Genomic DNA, 26,216 nt, shown 5'->3' with positions numbered 1-26,216 from the left:
TCAAAACTTACCTTCGGGTGACGTTTGAGATATTTGCTCTTTAAAAATCTGGATCAAGCTGAAAATTGAAACGACACACTGTTTCATTTCTCCGTAATAAGAAATGAAAAGCGGTGTGTTCGAGTCTCTCAAATTTTTGCAAGTCGATGATGAATCGAAAGAAACATCTTCGGGTTGTGAGGTTAAGCGACTAAGCGTACACGGTGGATGCCCTGGCAGTCAGAGGCGATGAAGGACGTGCTAATCTGCGATAAGCGTCGGTAAGGTGATATGAACCGTTATAACCGGCGATTTCCGAATGGGGAAACCCAGTGTGATTCGTCACACTATCATTACGTGAATACATAGCGTAATGAAGCGAACCGGGGGAACTGAAACATCTAAGTACCCCGAGGAAAAGAAATCAACCGAGATTCCCCCAGTAGCGGCGAGCGAACGGGGAGCAGCCCAGAGTCTGAATCAGCTTGTGTGTTAGTGGAACGGTCTGGAAAGTCCGACGGTACAGGGTGATAGTCCCGTACACCAAAATGCACAGGTTGTGAACTCGAAGAGTAGGGCGGGACACGTGGTATCCTGTCTGAATATGGGGGGACCATCCTCCAAGGCTAAATACTCCTGACTGACCGATAGTGAACCAGTACCGTGAGGGAAAGGCGAAAAGAACCCCGGCGAGGGGAGTGAAAAAGAACCTGAAACCGTGTACGTACAAGCAGTGGGAGCCTCTTTATGGGGTGACTGCGTACCTTTTGTATAATGGGTCAGCGACTTATATTCTGTAGCAAGGTTAACCGTATAGGGGAGCCGAAGGGAAACCGAGTCTTAACTGGGCGTTAAGTTGCAGGGTATAGACCCGAAACCCGGTGATCTAGCCATGGGCAGGTTGAAGGTTGGGTAACACTAACTGGAGGACCGAACCGACTAATGTTGAAAAATTAGCGGATGACTTGTGGCTGGGGGTGAAAGGCCAATCAAACCGGGAGATAGCTGGTTCTCCCCGAAAGCTATTTAGGTAGCGCCTCGTGAATTCATCTTCGGGGGTAGAGCACTGTTTCGGCTAGGGGGTCATCCCGACTTACCAACCCGATGCAAACTGCGAATACCGAAGAATGTTATCACGGGAGACACACGGCGGGTGCTAACGTCCGTCGTGAAGAGGGAAACAACCCAGACCGCCAGCTAAGGTCCCAAAGTCATGGTTAAGTGGGAAACGATGTGGGAAGGCACAGACAGCCAGGATGTTGGCTTAGAAGCAGCCATCATTTAAAGAAAGCGTAATAGCTCACTGGTCGAGTCGGCCTGCGCGGAAGATGTAACGGGGCTAAACCATGCACCGAAGCTGCGGCAGCGACACTATGTGTTGTTGGGTAGGGGAGCGTTCTGTAAGCCGTTGAAGGTGTGCTGTGAGGCATGCTGGAGGTATCAGAAGTGCGAATGCTGACATAAGTAACGATAATGCGGGTGAAAAACCCGCACGCCGGAAGACCAAGGGTTCCTGTCCAACGTTAATCGGGGCAGGGTGAGTCGACCCCTAAGGCGAGGCCGAAAGGCGTAGTCGATGGGAAACAGGTTAATATTCCTGTACTTGGTGTTACTGCGAAGGGGGGACGGAGAAGGCTATGTTAGCCGGGCGACGGTTGTCCCGGTTTAAGCATGTAGGCGGAGGTTCCAGGTAAATCCGGTACCTTTTTAACGCTGAGGTGTGATGACGAGGCACTACGGTGCTGAAGTAACAAATGCCCTGCTTCCAGGAAAAGCCTCTAAGCATCAGGTAACACGAAATCGTACCCCAAACCGACACAGGTGGTCAGGTAGAGAATACCAAGGCGCTTGAGAGAACTCGGGTGAAGGAACTAGGCAAAATGGTGCCGTAACTTCGGGAGAAGGCACGCTGATATGTAGGTGAAGCGGTTTACCCGTGGAGCTGAAATCAGTCGAAGATACCAGCTGGCTGCAACTGTTTATTAAAAACACAGCACTGTGCAAACACGAAAGTGGACGTATACGGTGTGACGCCTGCCCGGTGCCGGAAGGTTAATTGATGGGGTTATCCGTAAGGAGAAGCTCTTGATCGAAGCCCCGGTAAACGGCGGCCGTAACTATAACGGTCCTAAGGTAGCGAAATTCCTTGTCGGGTAAGTTCCGACCTGCACGAATGGCGTAATGATGGCCAGGCTGTCTCCACCCGAGACTCAGTGAAATTGAACTCGCTGTGAAGATGCAGTGTACCCGCGGCAAGACGGAAAGACCCCGTGAACCTTTACTATAGCTTGACACTGAACACTGGTCCTTGATGTGTAGGATAGGTGGGAGGCTTTGAAGTGTGGACGCCAGTCTGCATGGAGCCATCCTTGAAATACCACCCTTTAATGGCTGGTGTTCTAACGTGGACCCGTGATCCGGGTTGCGGACAGTGTCTGGTGGGTAGTTTGACTGGGGCGGTCTCCTCCTAAAGAGTAACGGAGGAGCACGAAGGTTAGCTAATCCTGGTCGGACATCAGGAGGTTAGTGCAAAGGCATAAGCTAGCTTGACTGCGAGAGTGACGGCTCGAGCAGGTGCGAAAGCAGGTCTTAGTGATCCGGTGGTTCTGAATGGAAGGGCCATCGCTCAACGGATAAAAGGTACTCCGGGGATAACAGGCTGATACCGCCCAAGAGTTCATATCGACGGCGGTGTTTGGCACCTCGATGTCGGCTCATCACATCCTGGGGCTGAAGTAGGTCCCAAGGGTATGGCTGTTCGCCATTTAAAGTGGTACGCGAGCTGGGTTTAGAACGTCGTGAGACAGTTCGGTCCCTATCTGCCGTGGGCGCTGGAGAATTGAGGGGGGCTGCTCCTAGTACGAGAGGACCGGAGTGGACGCATCACTGGTGTTCGGGTTGTCATGCCAATGGCATTGCCCGGTAGCTAAATGCGGAAGAGATAAGTGCTGAAAGCATCTAAGCACGAAACTTGCCCCGAGATGAGTTCTCCCTGAGACTATAAGTCTCCTGAAGGAACGTTAAAGACGATGACGTTGATAGGTCGGGTGTGTAAGTGTAGCGATACATTGAGCTAACCGATACTAATGAACCGTGAGGCTTAACCTTACAACGCCGAAGATGTTTTGGCGAAGAGACGACATTCAGCTTGATACAGATAACATTAACCGGCGAAAAGCGGGTTAATAACAGAATTTGCCTGGCGGCTGTAGCGCGGTGGTCCCACCTGACCCCATGCCGAACTCAGAAGTGAAACGCCGTAGCGCCGATGGTAGTGTGGGGTCTCCCCATGCGAGAGTAGGGAACTGCCAGGCATCAAATTGCAGTAAACCGGGATGAAGAATCCGGGTAGTGACAAAGAAATTCGGTGGAGCGGTAGTTCAGTTGGTTAGAATACCTGCCTGTCACGCAGGGGGTCGCGGGTTCGAGTCCCGTCCGTTCCGCCACTTATTAGAAAATTAAGCCTGCTACTAAGCAGGCTTAATGATAAAAAAATTTAGGGGCGTAGCTCAGTTGGTAGAGCACCGGTCTCCAAAACCGGGTGTCGCGAGTTCGAGTCTCTCCGCCCCTGCCAGAAACAATCCTTAGCATTCTTGCTAAGGATTTTTTTTATCTGCAATTTGCGCTGTGCCTTCCAATTGTTTTATTCCCGGCATCCTTGCCCGTATTTTCTTTAATCTTCCAGAATATTCGTTCTCAGCAAGTCGCAAATCAGCGCATGTTTATCGCTGTTTTGCAGCCAAACTGCATATAACGGGCGCGAAAGGGTTGTACTGTCAGTAACCGTATGGAGATCGCTTTTACCTTTAGCCCAACTGACCGGAAGCCAGCTAAAGCCTCTAAGGACTGAAAGTTGCTGCCTGGCCAATTCTGCCGAACTGGTGGTGAGTACCGGCACTTCATCTCCCGCAATCAATCCCGCTTCGTGTTGCTGAAAGTCAGGTCCCCATTCCAGACGCAGATAATTCAGTTCATCCTTGGTTTGCGAAGGAGAACTGCAATAGAGCGCCAGCGTGAAATATCCCAACAGTTGGCTGCTAAATTCGTCCATTTTGGGCGTTTCGGTAGTAATCAGTAGATCAAGCTGTCGTTCATGGAGCTGTTTTACTAATGACTGTCGCTGAGCGATCCTCGCTTCAAACTGCAGGCTGGATTGCGGCTCCTGGGATTGGTACAAACGCCCCAGCCAGCCATTAAGCATGCATTCCCAGAGGGATGCGCTGGCACCAATAGAAAACTCGTTATGCCGCGAGGTATTCGCAACCTCCTTACGTGCGGCTTGCCACGTATTCATCAGCGTTTCAGCGTAAGGCAGTAATTTTTCACCTGCAGCGGTTAAACGGATATTGTTTCTGTGTCGGGTGAACAGGTTTACACCCAATTGATTTTCCAGTTGTCTGATCCGGAAACTAACCGCTGATTGGGTCAGATAGAGCGCTTCAGCAGCTCTGCCAAAGTGGCGTGTCCGGCTAACTTCCAGGAAAGTTTTTAACAATTCCGTATCCACAACTCGCTCCATAAAATTATTTGTCGTTATGATTTAAATCTTTTGTTTGACGCTCTGTCAAGCGTAACTAATACTCCGCGCCATAAATAGCTCGGCCAAAGAATTAGGAGCGTGCAGGATGGCGGAAAGCTTTACGACGACTAATCGATATTTCGATAATAAATATTATCCCCGCGGATTCTCCCGTCATGGTGATTTCACCATTAAAGAAGCACAACTGCTTGAGCGTCACGGTTATGCTTTCAACGAGCTGGATCTGGGCAAGCGTGAGCCGGTAACGGAAGAAGAAAAACTGTTTGTTGCGGTATGCCGTGGTGAGCGCGAACCGGTTACCGAAGCTGAACGTGTGTGGTCCAAATACATGACGCGCATTAAGCGTCCAAAACGCTTCCACACGCTGTCTGGCGGGAAACCTCAGGTGGAAGGTGCGGAAGACTACACCGAATCTGATGATTAATAAAAAAGGGCGAAAGCCCTTTTTTTATGCCAGTAGTTTTTGCAAATGAATGAGTAATCTGTCTATCGCCCGATACCCAACAGCCTCCTGTAAGTGCTGGCGAGAGATATGGTCAGATTGTTCTATATCCGCGATCGTTCGAGCAACCTTTATCAGGCGTAACCAGGCGCGGATGGATAATCCGAGATGCGCGAGCGTTTCTTCAAGCCACTGTGCATCATCACTGCGCAGTGGACAGTATTTATGGATATCCTGACTGTCCAGATGCGCGTTTAACTTATTTTGTCGTCGATACTGACGATCTCGCGCTGCCATAACACGTTGCTTCACCATTGCGCTATCTTCCCCTTTTACCTGGTTCTGACTGAGTATCCCGGGCGGTGGCAAAGGGATTTCGAGAGAGAGATCGAAGCGGTCAAGAAATGGACCTGATAATCGATTGAGGTAGCGTAGCGTCTGCTCTGGGGTGCAGCGGTTATGGTTCCCCTGATAATGGCCTGTTGGGCTGGGATTCATGGCGGCTATGAGTTGAAAGCGAGCGGGATAGGTGATTTTTGCTCTGGTGCGGGATAGATGTATCTGTCCGGACTCAATGGGTTCGCGCAGTGCATCCAGTGTGCGCCGCTCAAACTCGGGTAGTTCATCCAGAAATAGTATGCCGTTATGCGCCAGAGAGATCTCGCCTGGCGCAGGAATAGAGCCTCCACCGACCATGGCGGTTAATGAAGCACTATGATGCGGAGAGCGAAAAGGGCGTTGTTTCCACTGTTTCTGTAGCGTGTCGGAATTGACCAGACTAAGAATCGCGGCGCTTTCCAGTGCCTCATCGTTACTCAGTGGCGGAAGCAATCCTCTCAGGCGACTGGCCAGCATAGTCTTACCCGTACCCGGAGGGCCGATGAGTATGAGGTTATGACCGCCAGCTGCGGTAAGCTCCAGCCCGCGTTTACCCTGTTCCTGGCCGATAACATCGCTCAGATCATCTGCTAATGCGCAGGGGATAAAATCTGCTGATGATGGTTTGTCTAAATCATGCTTACCTTCGAGGAATGCGCATACTGCCTGTAGATGATCGGCTATCAGGCACCCTTCACCCTGTATTAGTCCAACTTCAGCTGCATTCTCTTTTGCGACAATAATTTTCCTGCCTGCGCGAATGGCTTCGGTTGCACTTGATATCGCACCGGGAACGCCGCGTAACGCGCCTGTAAGCGCTAATTCACCTACCAGCTCATATGTATCGAGATTATGGGTAGTAAGCTGCTCAGAAGCGGCCAGAAGCGCAACTGCGATAGGTAAATCATATCGTCCCCCTTCTTTTGGGAGATCGGCCGGAGCGAGGTTTATGGTTATCTTCTTTGCCGGGAATTCATAACCGCTATTAATTACCGCACTGCGAACCCGATCGCGGGCCTCTTTTACCGTTGTTTCGGGTAATCCCACCATGGTTAAACCAGGCAAACCATTGCTGATATGTACCTCGATGGTAATGGCTGGCGCATTCACGCCCAGCGCAGCGCGTGTGTGAACAATCGATAGTGACATAAGCCCTCCTGATGAAAGTATTATGTCGCAATACATCGCTGCAAGATTTCACATAATTACGGTTTTTAGAGGCTTATTCCCGTGTTTTTATGTAGCTCAACACTGATTACATTAAGTCTGGAATAGCGCTCGCAAACGCTTTTGCATGGCGTTTTTAGTAGGGAATGGGTAGCCGAGAATCACCTGAAACGTGAAATATTTTCACCTTTGATTTTTTGTTTAAAAAACAACGATATTTATCTAAACCGTTAACGTCGTCAGAAAAACGAATAAAAAAATATCTTGTGTCATTTGCAAATTCTATGGTAACTCTTTAGGTATTCCTTCGAACAAGATGCAAGAAAATACAAAAATGACAGCCCTTCTACGAGTGATTAGCCTGGTCGTGATTAGCGTGGTGGTGATTATTATCCCACCGTGCGGGGCTGCACTTGGACGAGGAAAGGCTTAGAAAACAAGCCTTAACGAACTAAGACCCCCGCACCGAAAGGTCCGGGGGTTTTTTTTGACCTTAAAAACATACACGAGGAGCAGAAAGTGAACGGTAGCATAAAATTCTGTTTCTCAAGATTTACGGCGGGGATGTAACTATGAATGGGGCACAGTGGGTGGTACATGCGTTGCGTGCACAAGGGGTTCAAACCGTCTTTGGTTATCCTGGTGGCGCAATTATGCCGGTTTACGATGCGTTATATGACGGCGGCGTAGAACACCTGTTGTGCCGACACGAGCAGGGCGCGGCAATGGCAGCAATTGGCTATGCCCGTGCGACCGGTAAAACCGGCGTGTGTATCGCCACTTCCGGGCCTGGTGCTACCAACCTGATCACGGGCCTTGCCGATGCGCTGTTAGATTCAGTTCCTGTGGTGGCGATCACCGGCCAGGTGGCATCATCTTTCATCGGAACGGATGCGTTCCAGGAAGTGGACGTTCTGGGTATGTCTCTGTCCTGCACCAAACACAGTTTCCTGGTGCAGTCACTGGAAGAGCTGCCGCGCATCATGGCTGAAGCTTTTGCTGTGGCGAATTCCGGTCGTCCGGGGCCGGTTCTGGTTGATATCCCGAAAGACATCCAATTGGCCAGCGGTACGCTGGAGCCGTATTTTACGACAGTCAAAAACGTAGAGGTTTTCCCGCACGCTGACGTTGAGCAGGCGCGTAAAATGCTGGCACAAGCGCAGAAACCTATCCTGTACGTAGGTGGCGGCGTTGGTATGGCGCAGGCGGTCCCGGCCCTGCGTGAATTTATCGCGGTAACCCAAATGCCGGTCGCCTGCACGTTGAAGGGGCTGGGCGCAGTAGAGGCTGACTACCCATACTATTTGGGTATGTTGGGAATGCACGGCACTAAAGCGGCAAATTTCGCGGTGCAAGAATGTGATTTACTGATTGCAGTGGGCGCGCGTTTTGATGACCGGGTAACCGGCAAGCTGAATACCTTCGCACCAAACGCCAGCGTGATCCACATGGATATCGACCCTGCGGAAATGAACAAGCTGCGCCAGGCGCACGTAGCATTGCAGGGTGATTTAAATTCTCTGCTGCCGGCATTGCAGCAATCGCTGAAGATTGACGCATGGCGTCAGCATAGTGCTGAACTGCGCACAGAGCATACCTGGCGCTATGATCATCCCGGTGAGGCTATCTACGCGCCACTGTTGTTGAAGCAGTTGTCCGATCGCAAACCCGCGGACAGCGTAGTGACAACGGATGTTGGCCAGCATCAGATGTGGTCGGCGCAGCATATGACCTACACCCGCCCGGAAAATTTTATCACCTCGAGCGGCCTGGGCACGATGGGCTTTGGCTTGCCAGCAGCGGTTGGCGCGCAGGTTGCTCGCCCGAACGATACGGTAATCTGTATCTCCGGTGACGGTTCCTTCATGATGAATGTACAGGAGCTCGGCACCGTAAAACGCAAGCAGTTGCCGCTGAAGATAGTTTTACTCGACAACCAGCGGTTAGGCATGGTGCGACAATGGCAGCAGCTGTTTTTCCAGGAACGTTATAGCGAAACCACCCTTACCGATAACCCCGATTTCCTCATGTTGGCCAGTGCCTTCGGCATCCCAGGTCAACACATCACCCGTAAAGACCAGGTTGAAGCGGCACTCGACACCATGCTGAACAGCGAGGGGCCATACCTGCTTCATGTCTCAATCGACGAACTTGAGAATGTCTGGCCTCTGGTACCGCCAGGTGCCAGTAACTCAGAAATGCTGGAGAAATTATCATGATGCAACATCAGGTCGCCGTTGAGGCTCGGTTCAATCCGGAAACGTTAGAACGTGTTTTACGCGTGGTACGCCATCGCGGTTTTCAGGTGTGCTCCATGAATATGGAAGCCGCCAGCGACGCGCAGAATATAAATATCGAATTGACCGTTGCCAGCCCCCGGTCGGTCGACTTACTGTTTAGTCAGTTAAGTAAACTGGTAGACGTTGCACATGTTGCTATCTGCCAGAGCACAACCACATCACAACAAATCCGCGCCTGAGCGCAAAAGGAAGAAAAATGACGACGAAAAAAGCTGATTACATTTGGTCTAATGGCGAGATGATTCGTTGGGAAGACGCTAAGGTTCACGTGATGTCCCACGCGCTGCACTACGGTACTTCTGTATTTGAAGGCATCCGTTGCTACGATTCTCACAAAGGGCCGGTGGTGTTCCGTCATCGCGAACATATGCAGCGTCTGCGTGATTCAGCCAAGATCTATCGTTTTCCGGTTTCTCAGAGCGTTGATGAGCTGATGGAAGCTTGCCGTGAGGTGATTCGTAAAAACAATCTGACCAGCGCCTATATCCGTCCGCTGGTGTTTGTTGGCGACGTGGGGATGGGCGTTAACCCGCCAGCGGGATACACCACTGACGTGATCATCGCTGCGTTCCCGTGGGGCGCTTACCTTGGTGCTGAAGCGCTGGAACAGGGGATCGACGCGATGGTTTCTTCCTGGAACCGCGTTGCGCCGAACACCATCCCTACAGCGGCCAAAGCGGGCGGTAACTATCTGTCTTCGCTGCTGGTGGGTAGTGAAGCGCGTCGTCATGGCTATCAGGAAGGCATTGCCCTGGATGTGAATGGTTACATCTCTGAAGGCGCGGGTGAAAACCTGTTTGAAGTAAAAGACGGCATTCTGTTTACCCCGCCGTTTACCTCTTCTGCACTGCCGGGTATCACCCGTGACGCGATCATTAAGCTGGCGAAAGATCTCGATATCGAAGTGCGTGAGCAGGTGCTGTCCCGTGAATCGCTGTACCTGGCCGACGAAGTGTTCATGTCCGGTACCGCGGCCGAAATCACCCCAGTACGCAGCGTCGATGGTATCCAGGTGGGCGAAGGCCGCTGCGGTCCGGTCACCAAACGCATCCAGCAGGCCTTCTTTGGCCTCTTCACTGGTGAAACGGAAGATAAATACGGCTGGTTGGATCAGGTTAATCAATAAACATAAATTTGGGACGGCACGCACCGTCCCAATTATTAGACAGACGGGAGTTAATCAAGCATGCCTAAGTATCGTTCTGCTACCACCACCCACGGCCGCAATATGGCGGGTGCTCGCGCACTGTGGCGCGCCACCGGGATGACCGATGATGATTTCGGTAAACCGATTATCGCTGTGGTGAACTCTTTTACCCAGTTTGTTCCGGGTCACGTCCACCTGCGCGATCTCGGTAAACTGGTTGCCGAACAAATCGAAGCCTCAGGCGGCGTGGCGAAAGAGTTCAACACCATTGCTGTGGATGATGGTATCGCCATGGGGCACGGTGGCATGCTGTATTCACTGCCGTCCCGCGAGCTGATTGCTGACTCCGTTGAGTACATGGTTAACGCCCACTGCGCCGATGCGATGGTCTGTATCTCTAACTGCGACAAAATCACCCCTGGGATGTTAATGGCCTCTTTGCGCCTGAATATTCCGGTGATCTTTGTTTCCGGCGGTCCGATGGAAGCCGGGAAAACCAAGCTCTCTGACCAAATCATCAAGCTCGACCTGGTTGATGCGATGATTCAGGGCGCTGACCCGAAAGTCTCCGACTCACAAAGCGAGCAGGTTGAACGTTCCGCCTGTCCAACCTGCGGCTCCTGCTCCGGCATGTTCACCGCCAACTCGATGAACTGCCTGACCGAAGCGCTGGGCCTGTCGCAGCCGGGTAACGGTTCGCTGTTGGCCACTCACGCCGACCGTAAAACGCTGTTCCTTAACGCGGGTAAACGCATCGTTGAGCTGACTAAACGCTACTATGAGCAGGATGATGCTTCTGCGCTGCCGCGCAACATTGCCAGCAAGGCGGCGTTTGAGAATGCCATGACGTTGGATATCGCCATGGGCGGCTCCACCAACACTGTTCTGCACCTGCTGGCGGCGGCGCAGGAAGCGGAAATTGACTTCACCATGAGTGATATCGACAAGCTGTCCCGCAAAGTCCCACAGCTGTGTAAAGTGGCGCCGAGCACGCAGAAATACCATATGGAAGACGTGCACCGCGCAGGCGGCGTACTGGGTATTTTAGGCGAACTGGATCGTGCCGGACTGCTGAACCGCGACGTGAAAAACGTGCTGGGTCTGACTCTGCCGCAAACGCTTGATCGGTATGACGTGATGTTGACCAAAGACGACGCGGTGAAAAAAATGTTCCGCGCCGGACCGGCGGGCATCCGTACCACCCAGGCGTTCTCGCAGGACTGCCGTTGGGATACGCTGGATGACGACCGCGCTGAAGGCTGCATCCGCTCGCTGGAACATGCTTACAGCAAAGACGGCGGTCTGGCAGTCCTGTACGGTAACTTTGCGGAAAACGGCTGTATCGTAAAAACTGCAGGCGTGGATGACAGTATCCTGAAATTCACCGGCCCGGCAAAAGTGTATGAAAGCCAGGACGATGCGGTTGAAGCAATCCTCGGCGGTAAAGTGGTGGCTGGCGACGTGGTTGTCATTCGCTACGAAGGGCCGAAAGGCGGGCCAGGCATGCAGGAAATGCTCTACCCAACCACCTTCCTGAAATCGATGGGCCTCGGCAAGGCTTGTGCGCTGATTACCGATGGTCGTTTCTCCGGCGGTACTTCGGGGCTTTCAATCGGTCACGTTTCTCCGGAAGCGGCCAGCGGCGGTAATATCGCGATTATCGAAGATGGTGACATGATTGCCATTGATATCCCGAATCGTGGCATTCAACTGCAACTGAGTGATGCGGAAATCGCTGCGCGCCGTGAAGCGCAGGAAGCTCGCGGTGACAAAGCCTGGACGCCAAAAGATCGTCAACGTCAGGTCTCCTTTGCACTGCGCGCCTATGCCAGCCTGGCAACCAGTGCCGACAAAGGTGCGGTGCGCGATAAGTCGAAGCTCGGGGGATAATGACCATGGCGGATTCACAACCTCTATCCGGTGCTCCTGAGGGCGCTGAGTATCTCAGAGCGGTACTGCGTGCGCCGGTATACGAAGCGGCACAGGTAACGCCGCTACAGAAAATGGAAAAGCTCTCTTCGCGCCTCGATAACGTCATTCTGGTGAAGCGCGAAGACCGTCAACCCGTTCACAGCTTCAAGCTACGCGGTGCCTATGCCATGATGGCGGGCTTGACCGAAGAGCAAAAAGCGCATGGGGTCATCACCGCATCGGCGGGTAATCATGCTCAGGGTGTCGCGTTCTCTTCTGCGCGATTAGGCGTGAAGGCGCTGATTGTCATGCCAACGGCTACCGCCGATATCAAAGTCGATGCCGTTCGCGGCTTCGGCGGAGAAGTGCTGCTGCACGGCGCGAATTTTGATGAAGCCAAAGCCAAAGCGATTGAGCTGTCGCAGCAGCAGGGTTTTACCTGGGTTCCACCGTTTGATCATCCGATGGTGATTGCCGGGCAGGGCACGCTGGCGCTGGAGCTGCTCCAGCAGGACGCTCATCTCGATCGCGTATTCGTGCCTGTTGGTGGTGGCGGATTAGCGGCAGGTGTTGCGGTGCTGATTAAACAGCTGATGCCGCAAATCAAAGTGATTGCCGTGGAAGCGGAAGATTCGGCCTGCCTGAAAGCAGCGTTGGATGCTGGTCATCCGGTGGATCTGCCGCGTGTGGGTCTCTTTGCCGAAGGTGTAGCGGTGAAACGTATTGGCGATGAAACCTTCCGTCTGTGCCAGGAATATCTCGACGATATTATCACTGTCGATAGCGATGCTATTTGTGCGGCAATGAAAGACCTGTTCGAGGATGTACGTGCGGTGGCTGAGCCTTCCGGGGCGCTGGCGCTGGCGGGGATGAAAAAATACATCGCCCAGCACAATATTCGCGGTGAACGTCTGGCGCATGTTCTTTCCGGCGCTAACGTTAACTTCCACGGCCTGCGCTACGTTTCCGAACGTTGCGAGCTGGGCGAACAGCGTGAAGCGTTGCTGGCGGTGACGATTCCGGAAGAGAAGGGCAGCTTCCTGAAGTTCTGCCAGCTGCTGGGCGGGCGTTCGGTGACCGAGTTCAATTATCGCTTTGCTGACGCCAAAGATGCCTGCATCTTCGTGGGCGTGCGGCTGAGCCGCGGCGTTGAGGAGCGTAAGGAAATCCTTAGCCTACTCAAAGATGGCGGTTACAGCGTGGTGGATCTGTCAGACGATGAAATGGCCAAGTTGCATGTGCGCTATATGGTCGGTGGCCGTCCTTCTAAGCCGTTGCAAGAGCGCCTTTATAGCTTTGAGTTCCCGGAATCGCCGGGCGCGCTGCTGAAGTTCCTCTACACCCTGGGAACGCACTGGAATATCTCGCTATTCCACTACCGTAGCCACGGTACCGACTACGGCCGTGTACTGGCGGCGTTTGAGCTGGGCGATAACGAACCGGACTTCGAAACCCGGCTCAATGAACTGGGCTATGAGTGCCACGACGAGACCCATAACCCGGCGTTCAGGTTCTTCCTGGCGGGTTAACAACAGCCATTAAAAAAGGGTTCATGTAAAAACATGAACCCTTTTTGCTACTGTATCAGCAGATTACAGCGTGATAACGTCGAATTCGACTTCGGTATTCACGTCAGCGTCGTAGTCCACGCCGTCGAGACCAAAACCGAACAGGTTCAGGAATTCCTGCTTGTAGCCTGCATAATCGGTTTCTTGCGCCAGGTTTTCGGTTGTGATCAGCGGCCACAGGTCGCGACATGCTTGCTGAATGTCATCACGCAGTTCCCAGTCATCCATACGGATACGCTGGTTGTCATCAAGCGCCACTTTGTCACCGTACAGGCTGGTGGTCATCAGACGGTTGATTTGCTCGATACAACCTTCATGAATCCCCTGTGCTTTCATCAGCTTGAAGACCATGGAGATGTACAACGGCATCACTGGAATGGCGGAAGACGCCTGAGTGATAACGGACTTCAGTACGGCAACGTTCGCGGAACCGTTCAGCGGAGCCAGCTGGTTACGCAGTTCGCCCGCGGCGCGATCGAGATCTTCTTTCGCTTTGCCCAGCGCGCCGTGCCAGTAGATTGGCCAGGTCAGGTCGGTACCGATGTAGGAGTAGGCTACGGTTTTCACGCCGTCAGCCAGCACGCCCGCTTCGCTCAGCGCGCCCATCCACAGTTCCCAGTCTTCGCCGCCCATGACGGTGACGGTGTTCTGAACTTCTTCTTCGGTTGCCGGCTCAATGCTGGCGGTGATGATCTGATCTTTGTTGGTATCGATCGCTTTAGAGGTGTAAACCTCACCGATTGGCTTCAGCGCAGAACGGACGATTTCACCGGTTTTCGGCATTTTACGCACTGGGGAAGCCAGTGAGTAAACCACCAGGTCAATCTGACCCAGGTCTTCTTTTATCAGTTTGATCACTTCATCACGGCATTCGTCAGAGAACGCATCGCCGTTGATGCTTTTGGAGTACAGACCTTCACGCTTAGCTGCTTCATCGAAGGCGGCAGAGTTATACCAGCCTGCGGAACCCGGTTTGGTATCCGTGCCCGGTTTTTCGAAAAATACGCCGATAGTGGCGGCTCCGCTGCCAAAGGCGGCAGAAATTCTGGAAGCCAGACCGTAACCGGTGGAAGCACCGATCACCAGCACGCGGGACGGGCCGTTCTCGATTTTCCCGTTCTGCTTAACATACTCGATCTGCTTTTCCACGTTGACTTTGCAGCCAGTCGGATGGGTCGTTGTACAGATGAATCCACGAATTTTTGGTTTGATTATCATAATGATGGCTAATTAAGTTTGTATTTTCGCTGTCAAGTGCGCAATGACACCGTCTGTTCTGGCCTGCTTAACGCGATGGTTAACAAGCCCCCCACTACAATGGATCACGACATTATACAGAAAAGGAGCGCCAATACTGAATCTACCACTGATTTTAGGCCTGACGCTGGCGCTACTCGGCAGATTTACGTTCCAGAACAATCTTCCAGAACGCGTCGATCAGCGGTTCATGCAGCCGCTTTTTCGGCGCGCAGACGCCGAGCTCGAACGGCGTTTTCTCGTCGCTGCGTTCTAAAATCATCACGCGGTTACGTACCGGCTCTGGGCTGTTTTCCAGCACCACTTCCGGCAGCAGCGCCACGCCGCAGCCCAGCGCCACCATTGAGACCATCGCTTCATGACCGCCTACCGTAGCGTAAATCGATGGGTTGCTGATTTTGTGACGGCGGAACCACAGCTCAATGCGGCGGCGGACCGGCCCCTGGTCGGCCATGATAAACGGCACCGTCGACCAGTCGGGTTTCTCGACGGAAACCTGATTACGCACCGGGCAGGGCAGCGCCGGGGCGATCAGCACCACCGTCAGATTCTCCAGCATCGAGAACGCTACCGCGCCGGGCAGTGTCTCGGGCTTACCGGCAATCGCCAGATCGGCTTCACCAGTGACCACTTTGTCCATCGCATCGGCGGCATCGCCGGTGGTGAGCTTGATTTCAACCGACGGGTGTTCAGCGCGGAAGCGATCAAGTATCGGTGGCAGGTGGCTGTACGCGGCGGTGACGGAGCAGAAGATATGTAACTCGCCTGACAGTGACGGTCCTTGCTGATCGAGGGTGTGGCGCAACTGCTGGTATTGCAGCAGCGTCTGCTGGGCGAATACGCGCAGCTCTTCGCCCGCTTCGGTCAGCGTGACCGTACGGTTATCGCGCACAAACAGCGGCTGGCCGAGATCTTCTTCCAGGCGCTGAATCTGGCGCGAAAGCGTGGAGGGGCTGACGTGCATTGCCCGTGCGCTGCGGCCAAAGTGGCGACTTTCAGCCAAATGCAGGAACATTTTCAGATCGCGTAAATCCACAGACGAGCCTCCGATTTTCTACGTTGCATAAATTGCAACGTGATGTTGTGAATATATCAATTTCCGCAATAAATTTCCTGTTGTAATGTGGATTCAATCTCGCAAATACAAATCTGCGAACCGAATAATAAGCACCACAACACAACATCACGGAGTACACCATCATGGCTAACTACTTTAATACACTGAACCTGCGCCAGCAGCTGGCACAGCTGGGTAAATGTCGCTTTATGGGCCGCGACGAATTCGCCGATGGTGCGAGCTACCTTCAGGGTAAAAAAGTGGTCATCGTCGGCTGTGGCGCTCAGGGTCTGAACCAGGGCCTGAACATGCGTGACTCCGGTCTGGATATCTCCTACGCACTGCGTAAAGAAGCCATTGCTGAGAAGCGTGCTTCCTGGCGTAAAGCGACCGAAAACGGCTTCAAAGTGGGTACCTACGAAGAGCTGATCCCGCAGGCTGACCTGGTGGTTAACCTGACGCCAGACAAGCAGCACTCCGACGTTGTACGTTCGGTACAACCGCTGATGAAAGATGGCGCGGCGCTGGGCTATTCACACGGCTTCAACATCGTCGAAGTGGGCGAGCAGATCCGTAAAGACATCACCGTTGTGATGGTGGCACCGAAGTGCCCGGGTACTGAAGTTCGTGAAGAGTACAAACGTGGCTTCGGTGTACCGACCCTGATCGCCGTTCACCCGGAAAACGATCCGAAAGGCGAAGGTATGGCGATTGCTAAAGCCTGGGCTGCGGCCACCGGTGGTCACCGTGCGGGCGTGCTGGAGTCCTCCTTCGTTGCGGAAGTGAAATCTGATCTGATGGGTGAGCAGACTATCCTGTGCGGTATGCTGCAGGCAGGTTCTCTGCTGTGCTTCGATAAGCTGGTGGAAGAAGGTACTGACCCGGCATATGCTGAAAAACTGATTCAGTTCGGCTGGGAAACCATCACCGAAGCGCTGAAGCAGGGCGGCATCACCCTGATGATGGACCGTCTGTCTAACCCGGCGAAACTGCGTGCTTACGCGCTGTCCGAACAGCTGAAAGAGATTATGGCGCCGCTGTTCCAGAAACACATGGACGACATCATTTCCGGCGAATTCTCTTCCGGCATGATGGCTGACTGGGCTAACGACGATAAGAAACTGCTGACCTGGCGTGAAGAGACCGGTAAAACCGCGTTCGAAACCGCCCCGCAGTTTGAAGGTAAAATCGGTGAGCAGGAGTACTTCGATAAAGGCGTTCTGATGATTGCGATGGTGAAAGCGGGCGTTGAGTTGGCGTTCGAAACCATGGTTGATTCCGGCATCATCGAAGAATCTGCGTACTACGAATCACTGCACGAACTGCCGCTGATCGCGAATACCATCGCCCGTAAACGTCTGTACGAAATGAACGTGGTTATCTCCGATACCGCAGAATACGGCAACTACCTGTTCTCTTACGCTTGCGTACCGCTGCTGAAAGAGTTCATGACCACCCTGCAGACCGGCGACCTGGGCAAAGCGATTGCCGAAGGTGCGGTAGACAACGCGCAGCTGCGCGACGTGAACGATGCGATTCGCAGCCACGCTATCGAGAAAGTGGGCCAGAAACTGCGTGGCTATATGACCGATATGAAACGCATTGCCGTTGCTGGCTAAATAGGATGTCGGGTGGCGCTTGCGCTTACCCGACCTACGCACAGCAGATGTAGGCCGGATAAGGCGTAGCCGCCATCCGGCAAAAAAAGCCCGGTGTTTAACACCGGGCTTTCTATTAGTTACGGTACAGCACTTTAATGATGTGGTAACCAAACTGAGTGTGCAGCGGGCCGGTTGGCTCCAGCACAGGGCAGGAAAAGACCACTTTGTCGAACGCCGGAACCATCTGGCCCTGACGGAATTCACCTAAATCACCGCCGCGTTTGCCTGATGGACAGATAGAGTGTTTCTTCGCCAATTTGCCGAAGTCGGCGCCGTTTTTAATCTGTTCCAGAAGATCCAGTGCCAGTTTCTCTTCTTTAACAAGGATATGCACTGCTGCTGCTGTTTTTGCCATGATCGTGCCTTGAGTGGGGTGGTTAAGGCTGGCTATACTACCACGCTGTTATTCTCCCCTCCCGACTTTCATGAGTGACCCTTTATGCGTTTGAACCCCGGACAACAACAAGCCGTCGAATTCGTCACCGGACCTTGCCTGGTGCTGGCGGGAGCGGGTTCCGGCAAGACGCGTGTTATCACCAATAAAATCGCCCATCTGATCCGTGAATGTGGTTATCAGGCACGCCATATTGCGGCCGTGACCTTTACCAATAAGGCTGCGCGCGAGATGAAAGAGCGCGTGGCGCAAACGCTGGGTCGTAAAGAGGCGCGTGGGTTGATGATCTCCACCTTCCACACCCTGGGACTGGATATCATTAAGCGTGAATATGCGGCGCTGGGGATGAAGTCGAACTTCTCGTTGTTTGACGATACTGACCAGGTGGCCTTGCTCAAGGAACTGACCGAAGGGCTAATCGAAGACGATAAGCTTATCCTCCAGCAGTTGATCTCGACGATCTCCAACTGGAAAAACGATCTGATGACTCCGGCACAGGCGGCAGCCAGCGCCAAGGGCGAGCGCGATCGTATTTTTGCCCACTGCTATGGTCTGTATGACGCGCATATGAAGGCGTGTAACGTCCTCGATTTTGACGATCTGATCCTGCTTCCCACGCTGCTGCTACAGCGCAATGAAGAAGTGCGTGAGCGCTGGCAAAACAGAATCCGCTACCTGCTGGTGGATGAATATCAGGATACCAACACCAGTCAGTACGAGCTGGTGAAGTTGCTGGTAGGTAAACGCGCGCGCTTTACCGTCGTGGGCGATGACGATCAGTCGATCTACTCCTGGCGCGGCGCCCGTCCACAGAACCTGGTACTGTTAAGCAAAGATTTTCCGGCTTTGCAGGTGGTGAAGCTGGAGCAAAACTACCGTTCATCAGGTCGCATCCTGAAGGCGGCGAACATCCTTATTGCGAACAATCCACACGTCTTTGAAAAGCGACTCTTTTCCGAGTTGGGTTACGGTGCTGAACTGAAGGTGCTGAGTGCCAATAATGAAGAGCACGAAGCGGAACGCGTGACCGGGGAATTAATAGCCCATCATTTTGTGAACAAGACGCAATATAAAGACTACGCCATCCTGTATCGCGGTAATCATCAGTCGCGCGTGTTCGAAAAGTTTCTAATGCAGAACCGTATCCCGTACAAAATTTCCGGCGGAACGTCGTTCTTCTCGCGTCCGGAGATTAAAGATCTGCTGGCTTATCTGCGCGTGCTGAGCAACCCGGATGACGATAGCGCATTTTTGCGGATCGTAAACACGCCAAAACGTGAAATCGGCCCGGCCACGCTGCAAAAGTTGGGGGAATGGGCGATGACACGTAATAAAAGCCTGTTTACCGCCAGCTTTGATATGGGGCTTAGCCAGACACTGACCGGGCGCGGGTATGATTCTCTGACTCGCTTTACGCACTGGCTGGGGGAAATTCAGCGTCTGGCGGAGCGTGAGCCGGTTGCCGCTGTGCGCGATCTTATCCACGGTATTGATTACGAATCCTGGCTGTATGAAACCTCGCCGAGCCCGAAAGCGGCTGAAATGCGTATGAAAAACGTCAATACGCTGTTCAGTTGGATGACGGAGATGCTGGAAGGCAGTGAGCTGGAAGAGCCAATGACCCTGACCCAGGTTGTTACCCGCTTTACCCTACGCGACATGATGGAACGTGGAGAGAGTGAAGAAGAGCTGGATCAGGTGCAATTGATGACACTGCATGCCTCAAAAGGGCTGGAGTTCCCATACGTGTTTATGGTGGGAATGGAAGAAGGATTTTTGCCGCACCAGAGCAGTATCGATGAAGACAATATCGATGAAGAACGTCGTCTGGCTTATGTAGGGATTACGCGTGCACAAAAAGAGCTCATCTTCACGCTATGTAAAGAGCGTCGTCAGTACGGTGAGCTGGTGCGTCCGGAACCGAGTCGTTTCCTTCTGGAGCTGCCACAGGATGACGTTATCTGGGAGCAAGAGCGAAAAGTGGTGAGCGCAGAGGAGCGGATGCAAAAAGGGCAGGCCAGCATCGCTAATATTCGGGCAATGATGGCGAAAGCTAAAGCGAAGTAGGTATTTTATGGGCCGGATATGTGTAAGCACTATCCGGCAACCAGCATCTAACGCACTTCCAGCGGCCAGTGGACATAGCTTTGCCACTGGCTTTCCTGATCGATTAACTCTTTACCCAGCGGATGATGTTCCAGCCAGCCTTCTGGTAGAGTGACCGTCAGGTGCTCGTTTCTTGCATCCAGTTGAATTTCCGGCACAAGATCGTCACGGCGACGACTGGCGAAAATGATCGCCAGGCGTAGCAAACGACAAAGATGCTCCGCGATGCGCGGCGGCACTGCGTTTTGCTGGTGGAGCGAAGAGAGATCGACGGGATTGGTCTGGTTGAGTAACAGCGTCGCTAGCAGTTTCTTTTGCGCAGGTGTAAAACCCGGAAGATCGAGATTGCGCACCAGATAAGCGGCATGCTGTGGTGCCTGTTTAAAATCAACGCTTAGGCCAATTTCATGCAACTGACAGGCACTAATCAGTAGTTCGCGGCTAATCGGTTCAAGATGCCACTTTTTTTCTACCTGATCGAGAAATTTAGTCGCTAAATTGGCAACACGATGTGCTTGCTCTGTATCGACCATAAAGCGGCGCTGGATATTGCGTAATGTGCGGCTACGAATATCCTGATCCACCGCCAGATGCAGCATACCGTAGACCAGACCTTCACGTAATGCGCCTCCGGCCAGGGTCATGCATTGAATGTTCAGTTCGGTGAAAATAGCAATCAGAATGGCCAGCCCGCTGGGGAAAACCAGCGCACGTTCCAGCGTTAACCCTTCGATCTCCAGCTCTTCCAGACGACCGCAGTGAATGGCACGCTGCTTAAGCTGCTGAAGTTTGGCCAGCGTAATGCGCTCATCCATGCCCTGCGCCATCATGATTTCCTGCAACGCCTGGACGGTGCCAGAGGCACCAACGCAAACTTTCCAGCCATGAAAACGCAGTTTGTCGGCGACCGGGCGCAGAACTTCACGAGCGGCTTTCTCGGCCTCGTCAAAGTTTTCCTGTGCCAGATTACGATCGGTAAAATAGCGTTCGAGCCAGGTGACGCAGCCCATTGACAGGCTGAACAGGGAAGTGGTTTGCGCGCCAGAACCGGTAACCAGTTCAGTGCTGGCCCCGCCAATGTCGACGACCAGACGCTGATCTGCACCGCCGGTAGTGTGGGCCACACCTTGATAAATCAGGCGCGCTTCTTCTTCACCGCTAATCACCTGGACAGGGCAGCCGAGGATCTCTTGCGCTTTAGCAATAAACACATCGGCATTTACGGCGATGCGTAATGTTGCCGTGGCGACCACGCGGATTTGTGGATGCGGGATATCCTGCAGACGTTCTGCAAACAGGCGCAAACATTGCCAGCCGCGCTCCATTGCTTCAACAGAGAGCTCGTTGTCACCGTTGAGTCCAGCAGCCAGACGCACTTTGCGTTTGATACGAGTGAGCGTCTGGATGCTTCCTGCCACCTCGCGTACAACCAGCATATGAAAACTATTTGATCCGAGATCGATTGCCGCATACAGCGAAGTAGAATTCATACACTTCATCCTTCAACCTGTATCTGTGTTGGCTGCGTTCTCTCACCCGAATCACTTACTAAAGTAGGTTCATCAGGATTCGTTTTCTTGCCGCCTTGATACAGGCTGAATGATTTTGTGTATGGCATAACTTTTCTTAACCTGAACGACGACGATTACGCGGAGCACCACCGGTACGGCGTGGGCCATTGCCTGTGCGCGGGCGCGTTAAGCGCAAAGGCTTCGGCAGATCGGTCATTAGCGCATCCGGGTTATATTTGCTGACCGGAATCGAGTGGCCGATATAGGTCTCGATTGCGGGTAAATTTAGCGCGTACTCTTCACAAGCGAGGCTGATAGAGTGACCGCTTGCGCCAGCACGACCGGTACGACCGATACGGTGAACGTAATCTTCACAGTCATCCGGCAGGTCATAGTTAAATACGTGCGTTACGGCTGGGATATGCAGACCACGAGCAGCAACATCCGTCGCAACGAGAATGTCGATATCGCCACGGGTGAATTCATCAAGGATTCGCAGACGTTTTTTCTGCGCCACGTCACCGGTCAGCAGACCGACACGATGGCCGTCTGCAGCAAGGCTGCCCCAGATATCTTCACAACGATGCTTGGTGTTAGCAAAAACAATGGCGCGATCTGGCCACTCTTCTTCAATCAGCGTTTGCAGCAAACGCATTTTCTCTTCGTTGGAGGGGTAGAAGAGCTCTTCTTTAATGCGATGGCCAGTTTTCTGTTCCGGTTCGACTTCAACGTACTCAGCGTTATTCATTTGTTCGAACGCCAGTTCGCGAACGCGGTAAGAGAGGGTTGCAGAAAACAGCATATTCAGACGTTGGGTGGTTGGCGGCATACGACGGAACAGCCAACGGATATCTTTAATAAAGCCCAGATCGTACATACGATCGGCTTCATCCAGCACCACGACCTGAATCGCGCCCAGATTAATGTGGTTCTGTTTTGCATAGTCGATGAGACGACCGGTCGTGCCGATAAGAATATCGACGCCGCTTTCCAGCACTTTCAGCTGTTTATCGTAACCGTCGCCGCCATACGCCAGGCCTAATTTCAGACCAGTGGTCTGTGCCAGCGGCTCGGCATCGGCGTGGATCTGCACGGCTAACTCACGCGTTGGCGCCATAATTAACGCACGCGGTTGGTTCACCTTGCGATCGGCAATCGCGGGATGAGAGAGAAGATAATGAAACGTTGACGTCAGGAACGCCATCGTTTTTCCGGTACCGGTTTGCGCCTGCCCGGCAACATCACGACCAGCCAGCGTTAGCGGCAGCGCGAGGGCCTGAATGGGCGTGCAGTTATGAAAGCCTTTGTTTTCAAGGGCTTCTATCACCTTTGGGTGCAGGGCGAAGTCGGAAAACTTCTGTTCTGTTAAATGTGTTTTGCTCATAGTGTGGTAGAATATCAGCTTACTATTGCTTTACGAAAGCGTATCCGGTGAAATAAAGTCAACCTTTAGTTGGTTAATGCTACATCAACACGTCGTTGATTAATGCTACACCAATGCACCAGGCTTATTCCTGTGGAGTTATTATGAGCGATAAAATTATTCACCTGACTGACGACAGTTTTGACACGGATGTACTCAAAGCGGACGGAGCAATCCTCGTTGATTTCTGGGCAGAGTGGTGCGGTCCGTGCAAAATGATCGCTCCGATTCTGGATGAAATCGCTGACGAATATCAGGGCAAACTGACGGTTGCTAAATTGAACATTGACCAAAACCCAGGCACCGCGCCGAAGTATGGTATCCGTGGCATTCCGACCCTGTTGCTGTTTAAAAACGGCGAAGTTGCGGCGACAAAAGTCGGCGCGCTGTCCAAAGGTCAGTTGAAAGAATTCCTCGACGCTAATTTAGCGTAAGGAAGTCTCATGATCGGGCGACCATACTTCGAAATGATTCGGATGACTGGACGCCCGACTTGAGTCGTGCTAAGTTAGTGTTGACTTCGTATTAAACATACCTTATTAAGTTTGAATCTAGTTATATCCAATACTTCCCGTTGTTTCTCGCGCGAGAAGTGGACAGATTCCTGGCTTGTCACTCAATCCGTCTTGTCGTTTCAGTTCTGCGTACTTTCCTGTGACCAGACAGCGAACAGACATGAGTTGATGGCCGTAAACAGGCATGGATGACCCTGCCATACCATTCACAACATTAAGTTCGAGATTTACCCCAAGTTTAAGAACTCACACCATTATGAATCTTACCGAATTAAAGAATACGCCGGTTTCTGAGCTGATCACTCTCGGCGAAAATATGGGCCTTGAAAACCTGGCTCGTATGCGCAAGCAGGACATTATTTTTGCCATCCTGAAGCAGCACGCAAAGAGTGGCGAAGATATCTTTGGTGACGGTGTGCTGGAGATATTGCAGGATGGATTTGGTTTCCTCCGCTCTGCAGACAGCTCCTACCTCGCCGGTCCTGATGACATCTACGTTTCTCCCAGCCAAATCCGCCGTTTCAACCTCCGCACTGGTGATACCATTTCTGGTAAGATTCGCCCGCCGAAAGAAGGTGAACGCTACTTTGCGCTGTTGAAAGTTAACGAAGTTAACTACGACAAACCAGAAAACGCCCGTAACAAAATCCTCTTTGAGAACTTAACGCCGCTGCACGCAAACTCTCGTCTGCGTATGGAGCGTGGTAACGGTTCTACTGAAGATTTAACGGCTCGTGTACTGGATTTGGCATCGCCGATCGGTCGTGGCCAACGTGGTCTGATTGTTGCTCCGCCGAAAGCGGGTAAAACCATGCTGCTGCAGAACATCGCGCAGAGCATTGCATACAATCATCCTGACTGCGTGTTGATGGTGCTGCTGATTGACGAACGTCCGGAAGAAGTTACCGAGATGCAGCGTCTGGTGAAAGGTGAAGTGGTTGCGTCTACCTTTGACGAACCTGCCTCCCGCCACGTTCAGGTTGCGGAAATGGTTATCGAGAAGGCGAAACGTCTGGTTGAACACAAGAAAGACGTTATCATTCTGCTTGACTCCATCACTCGTCTGGCACGTGCATATAACACCGTGGTTCCTGCTTCCGGAAAAGTACTGACCGGTGGTGTGGACGCCAACGCCCTGCATCGTCCGAAGCGTTTCTTTGGTGCTGCACGTAACGTGGAAGAGGGCGGTAGCCTGACCATCATCGCGACTGCGCTGATTGATACCGGCTCTAAAATGGATGAAGTTATCTACGAAGAGTTTAAAGGTACCGGCAACATGGAGCTGCATCTCTCCCGTAAGATTGCTGAAAAACGCGTCTTCCCGGCTATCGACTACAACCGTTCTGGTACCCGTAAAGAAGAGCTGCTCACTACCCAGGAAGAGCTGCAGAAAATGTGGATCCTGCGCAAAATCATCCATCCTATGGGTGAAATCGACGCAATGGAATTCCTCATTAACAAACTGGCGATGACCAAGACCAATGACGACTTCTTCGATATGATGAAGCGTTCCTGATTCGGGCATCATCTGAAAACGCCACGTTTTTACGTGGCGTTTTGCTTTTGTGGATGTAATCTTAACGACACAATAATAATAATCCGGTATGACATACCGCCTGGTGACGAAGGGTTGTAATTCGTATTTTGTGGTTAATAATCATACAGAACCACCTGATATGGAATCGGGTTTCTCTTCTGAATAATCGCCTGGATGGTTATACTTCATATATTGATATTCTCTGAGAGTATGTATAGTGAATTTACTGACAGCAAGTACTGATCTCATCAGTATTTTTTTATTCACAACGCTGTTTCTTTTCTTTGCCCGCAAGGTCGCGAAAAAGATTGGATTGGTGGATAAACCCAACTTCCGCAAACGTCATCAGGGACTGATTCCGCTGGTTGGGGGGATTTCGGTTTACGCAGGCATTTGCTTTACCTTCCTCATCGCCGATTATTATATCCCGCATGCGACTCTCTACCTGGCTTGTGCCGGTGTACTGGTGTTTATTGGTGCGCTGGACGACCGCTTTGATATCAGTGTAAAAATCCGCGCGACCATCCAGGCCCTTATTGGCATCATTATGATGTCAGTGGGCAAACTCTATCTGCTAAGCCTTGGCTATATTTTTGGCCCCTGGGAGATGGTGCTCGGTCCTTTTGGTTATTTCCTGACCCTGTTTGCCGTTTGGGCGGCGATTAACGCCTTCAATATGGTCGATGGGATCGATGGTCTGCTCGGTGGGCTATCCAGCGTCTCATTCGCAGCGATGGGGCTTATTCTGTGGTTCGATGGCCAGACAAGCCTGGCAATCTGGTGTTTTGCCATGATCGCCGCCATTCTGCCTTACATCCTACTGAACCTGGGGATTCTCGGACGCCGCTATAAAGTCTTTATGGGGGATGCGGGAAGTACGTTGATTGGCTTCACGGTGATTTGGATTCTGCTGGAGACTACCCAGGGGCCAACGCATCCTATTAGCCCGGTCACGGCTCTGTGGATTATTGCCATTCCGTTAATGGATATGGTGGCAATTATGTATCGCCGTTTACGTAAAGGCATGAGCCCTTTCTCCCCGGATCGCCAACATATTCACCATTTAATCATGCGCGCCGGGTTTACTTCCCGACAGGCTTTTGTCCTGATTACGCTGGCTGCTGCGATCCTGGCTTCTATCGGCGTGTTGGCTGAATATTCTCGTATTGTCCCGGAATGGGTGATGTTGGTGCTCTTTTTACTGGCGTTTGTCCTGTACGACATCTGTATAAAACGCGCCTGGAAGGTGGCGAGATTTATCAAACGCTGGAAGCGCAAGTTGCGTAGAAACCGTGACAGTAAACCAAACTTAACCAAATAAAT

General features: G+C 52.4%; 20 protein-coding genes, 2 tRNA genes and 2 rRNA genes. 17 read left to right on the top strand and 7 right to left on the bottom strand.

All coding sequences use genetic code 11. The features are described 5' to 3' along the window. Nucleotides 1–180: 180 nt before the first annotated feature. From GUC46_RS23670 to GUC46_RS23655, 4 genes are all read left to right on the top strand, one after another. A 23S ribosomal RNA gene (locus GUC46_RS23670) occupies nucleotides 181–3,087 on the top strand. Nucleotides 3,088–3,177: 90 nt separating this feature from the next. Continuing rightward, nucleotides 3,178–3,293 (top strand): 5S ribosomal RNA (gene rrf, locus GUC46_RS23665). 55 nt (nucleotides 3,294–3,348) lie between these two features. Continuing rightward, a tRNA-Asp gene (locus GUC46_RS23660) sits at nucleotides 3,349–3,425 on the top strand. Between the two features lie 52 nt (nucleotides 3,426–3,477). After that, nucleotides 3,478–3,553, top strand: a tRNA-Trp gene (locus GUC46_RS23655). A 99-nt stretch (nucleotides 3,554–3,652) separates the two neighbouring features. Here GUC46_RS23655 and hdfR read toward each other — a convergent pair. Then, a complete protein-coding gene (gene hdfR / locus GUC46_RS23650; protein WP_085952510.1) occupies nucleotides 3,653–4,498 on the bottom strand; it encodes an HTH-type transcriptional regulator HdfR in 846 nt (281 codons plus the stop codon). A 106-nt stretch (nucleotides 4,499–4,604) separates the two neighbouring features. On the opposite strand from hdfR, the gene maoP reads away from it, so the two are divergent. Then, entirely contained in the window at nucleotides 4,605–4,943 is a 339-nt protein-coding gene (gene maoP / locus GUC46_RS23645) for a macrodomain Ori organization protein MaoP (protein ID WP_003018025.1), read from the top strand. A gap of 24 nt (nucleotides 4,944–4,967) precedes the next feature. Here maoP and GUC46_RS23640 read toward each other — a convergent pair whose 3' ends face one another. Beyond that, a complete protein-coding gene (locus GUC46_RS23640) occupies nucleotides 4,968–6,488 on the bottom strand; it encodes a YifB family Mg chelatase-like AAA ATPase (RefSeq protein WP_160180761.1) in 1,521 nt (506 codons plus the stop codon). Between the two features lie 352 nt (nucleotides 6,489–6,840). Here GUC46_RS23640 and ilvL point away from each other — a divergent pair, with 352 nt between their 5' ends. The 6 genes from ilvL (at nucleotide 6,841) to ilvA (ending at nucleotide 13,393) form a co-directional block, all read left to right on the top strand. After that, entirely contained in the window at nucleotides 6,841–6,939 is a 99-nt protein-coding gene (ilvL, locus tag GUC46_RS23635) for an ilv operon leader peptide (RefSeq protein WP_001311244.1), read from the top strand. Nucleotides 6,940–7,078: 139 nt separating this feature from the next. Further along, nucleotides 7,079–8,725: an acetolactate synthase 2 catalytic subunit gene (gene ilvG, locus GUC46_RS23630; RefSeq protein WP_003841174.1), complete on the top strand. Its 1,647-nt coding sequence runs from the start codon at nucleotides 7,079–7,081 to the stop codon at nucleotides 8,723–8,725. Then, nucleotides 8,722–8,985, top strand: coding sequence for an acetolactate synthase 2 small subunit (ilvM, locus tag GUC46_RS23625; RefSeq protein ID WP_003018017.1), 264 nt, complete (start codon nucleotides 8,722–8,724; stop codon nucleotides 8,983–8,985). The genes ilvG and ilvM overlap by 4 nt, the downstream gene beginning before the upstream one ends. 17 nt (nucleotides 8,986–9,002) lie before the next feature. Further along, complete coding sequence (locus GUC46_RS23620; protein ID WP_003018014.1) at nucleotides 9,003–9,932, top strand: branched-chain amino acid transaminase; 930 nt, start codon at nucleotides 9,003–9,005, stop codon at nucleotides 9,930–9,932. Between the two features lie 60 nt (nucleotides 9,933–9,992). Continuing rightward, nucleotides 9,993–11,843 (top strand): dihydroxy-acid dehydratase, encoded by a 1,851-nt coding sequence (gene ilvD, locus GUC46_RS23615; protein WP_003844609.1) that lies wholly within the window; start codon nucleotides 9,993–9,995, stop codon nucleotides 11,841–11,843. A 5-nt stretch (nucleotides 11,844–11,848) separates the two neighbouring features. Further along, nucleotides 11,849–13,393, top strand: coding sequence for a threonine ammonia-lyase, biosynthetic (gene ilvA, locus GUC46_RS23610; RefSeq protein WP_003844611.1), 1,545 nt, complete (start codon nucleotides 11,849–11,851; stop codon nucleotides 13,391–13,393). A gap of 63 nt (nucleotides 13,394–13,456) precedes the next feature. Here ilvA and fabV read toward each other — a convergent pair whose 3' ends face one another. Continuing rightward, the gene (gene fabV, locus GUC46_RS23605) at nucleotides 13,457–14,650 is read right to left on the bottom strand and encodes an enoyl-ACP reductase FabV (RefSeq protein ID WP_003844612.1); all 1,194 of its coding nucleotides are present in this window, start codon (nucleotides 14,648–14,650) and stop codon (nucleotides 13,457–13,459) included. A 172-nt stretch (nucleotides 14,651–14,822) separates the two neighbouring features. Next, a complete protein-coding gene (gene ilvY, locus GUC46_RS23600) occupies nucleotides 14,823–15,725 on the bottom strand; it encodes an HTH-type transcriptional activator IlvY (protein WP_032938443.1) in 903 nt (300 codons plus the stop codon). Between the two features lie 164 nt (nucleotides 15,726–15,889). Between ilvY and ilvC the strand changes: the two genes are divergently transcribed. Further along, a complete protein-coding gene (ilvC, locus tag GUC46_RS23595; RefSeq protein WP_003844614.1) occupies nucleotides 15,890–17,365 on the top strand; it encodes a ketol-acid reductoisomerase in 1,476 nt (491 codons plus the stop codon). Nucleotides 17,366–17,480: 115 nt separating this feature from the next. Here the strand turns inward: ilvC and ppiC are convergent, their stop codons facing one another. Next, nucleotides 17,481–17,762: a peptidylprolyl isomerase PpiC gene (gene ppiC, locus GUC46_RS23590; RefSeq protein ID WP_003017999.1), complete on the bottom strand. Its 282-nt coding sequence runs from the start codon at nucleotides 17,760–17,762 to the stop codon at nucleotides 17,481–17,483. A gap of 84 nt (nucleotides 17,763–17,846) precedes the next feature. Between ppiC and rep the strand changes: the two genes are divergently transcribed. Next, nucleotides 17,847–19,868, top strand: a complete 2,022-nt coding sequence (gene rep / locus GUC46_RS23585) for a DNA helicase Rep (protein ID WP_003829018.1) — start codon at nucleotides 17,847–17,849, stop codon at nucleotides 19,866–19,868. Nucleotides 19,869–19,915: 47 nt separating this feature from the next. On the opposite strand, the gene gppA is transcribed toward rep, so the two are convergent. Further along, the gene (gene gppA / locus GUC46_RS23580) at nucleotides 19,916–21,397 is read right to left on the bottom strand and encodes a guanosine-5'-triphosphate,3'-diphosphate diphosphatase (RefSeq protein WP_003844615.1); all 1,482 of its coding nucleotides are present in this window, start codon (nucleotides 21,395–21,397) and stop codon (nucleotides 19,916–19,918) included. A gap of 136 nt (nucleotides 21,398–21,533) precedes the next feature. Further along, the gene (rhlB, locus tag GUC46_RS23575; protein ID WP_003017994.1) at nucleotides 21,534–22,802 is read right to left on the bottom strand and encodes an ATP-dependent RNA helicase RhlB; all 1,269 of its coding nucleotides are present in this window, start codon (nucleotides 22,800–22,802) and stop codon (nucleotides 21,534–21,536) included. Between the two features lie 143 nt (nucleotides 22,803–22,945). Between rhlB and trxA the strand changes: the two genes are divergently transcribed. From trxA to wecA, 4 genes are all read left to right on the top strand, one after another. Beyond that, nucleotides 22,946–23,275, top strand: a complete 330-nt coding sequence (trxA, locus tag GUC46_RS23570) for a thioredoxin TrxA (RefSeq protein WP_001280776.1) — start codon at nucleotides 22,946–22,948, stop codon at nucleotides 23,273–23,275. Between the two features lie 130 nt (nucleotides 23,276–23,405). After that, the gene (locus tag GUC46_RS23565) at nucleotides 23,406–23,525 is read left to right on the top strand and encodes a rho operon leader peptide (protein ID WP_049259789.1); all 120 of its coding nucleotides are present in this window, start codon (nucleotides 23,406–23,408) and stop codon (nucleotides 23,523–23,525) included. A gap of 87 nt (nucleotides 23,526–23,612) precedes the next feature. Next, the gene (gene rho / locus GUC46_RS23560) at nucleotides 23,613–24,872 is read left to right on the top strand and encodes a transcription termination factor Rho (protein ID WP_002437993.1); all 1,260 of its coding nucleotides are present in this window, start codon (nucleotides 23,613–23,615) and stop codon (nucleotides 24,870–24,872) included. Nucleotides 24,873–25,110: 238 nt separating this feature from the next. Next, complete coding sequence (gene wecA / locus GUC46_RS23555; protein ID WP_003017991.1) at nucleotides 25,111–26,214, top strand: UDP-N-acetylglucosamine--undecaprenyl-phosphate N-acetylglucosaminephosphotransferase; 1,104 nt, start codon at nucleotides 25,111–25,113, stop codon at nucleotides 26,212–26,214. The last annotated feature ends 2 nt before the right edge of the window (nucleotides 26,215–26,216 follow it).

Origin of the sequence: Citrobacter sp. LUTT5, from assembly GCF_009905315.1 — a bacterium.
Lineage (GTDB): Bacteria > Pseudomonadota > Gammaproteobacteria > Enterobacterales > Enterobacteriaceae > Citrobacter > Citrobacter freundii.
This window is presented reverse-complemented; position numbering and strand designations above follow the sequence as displayed.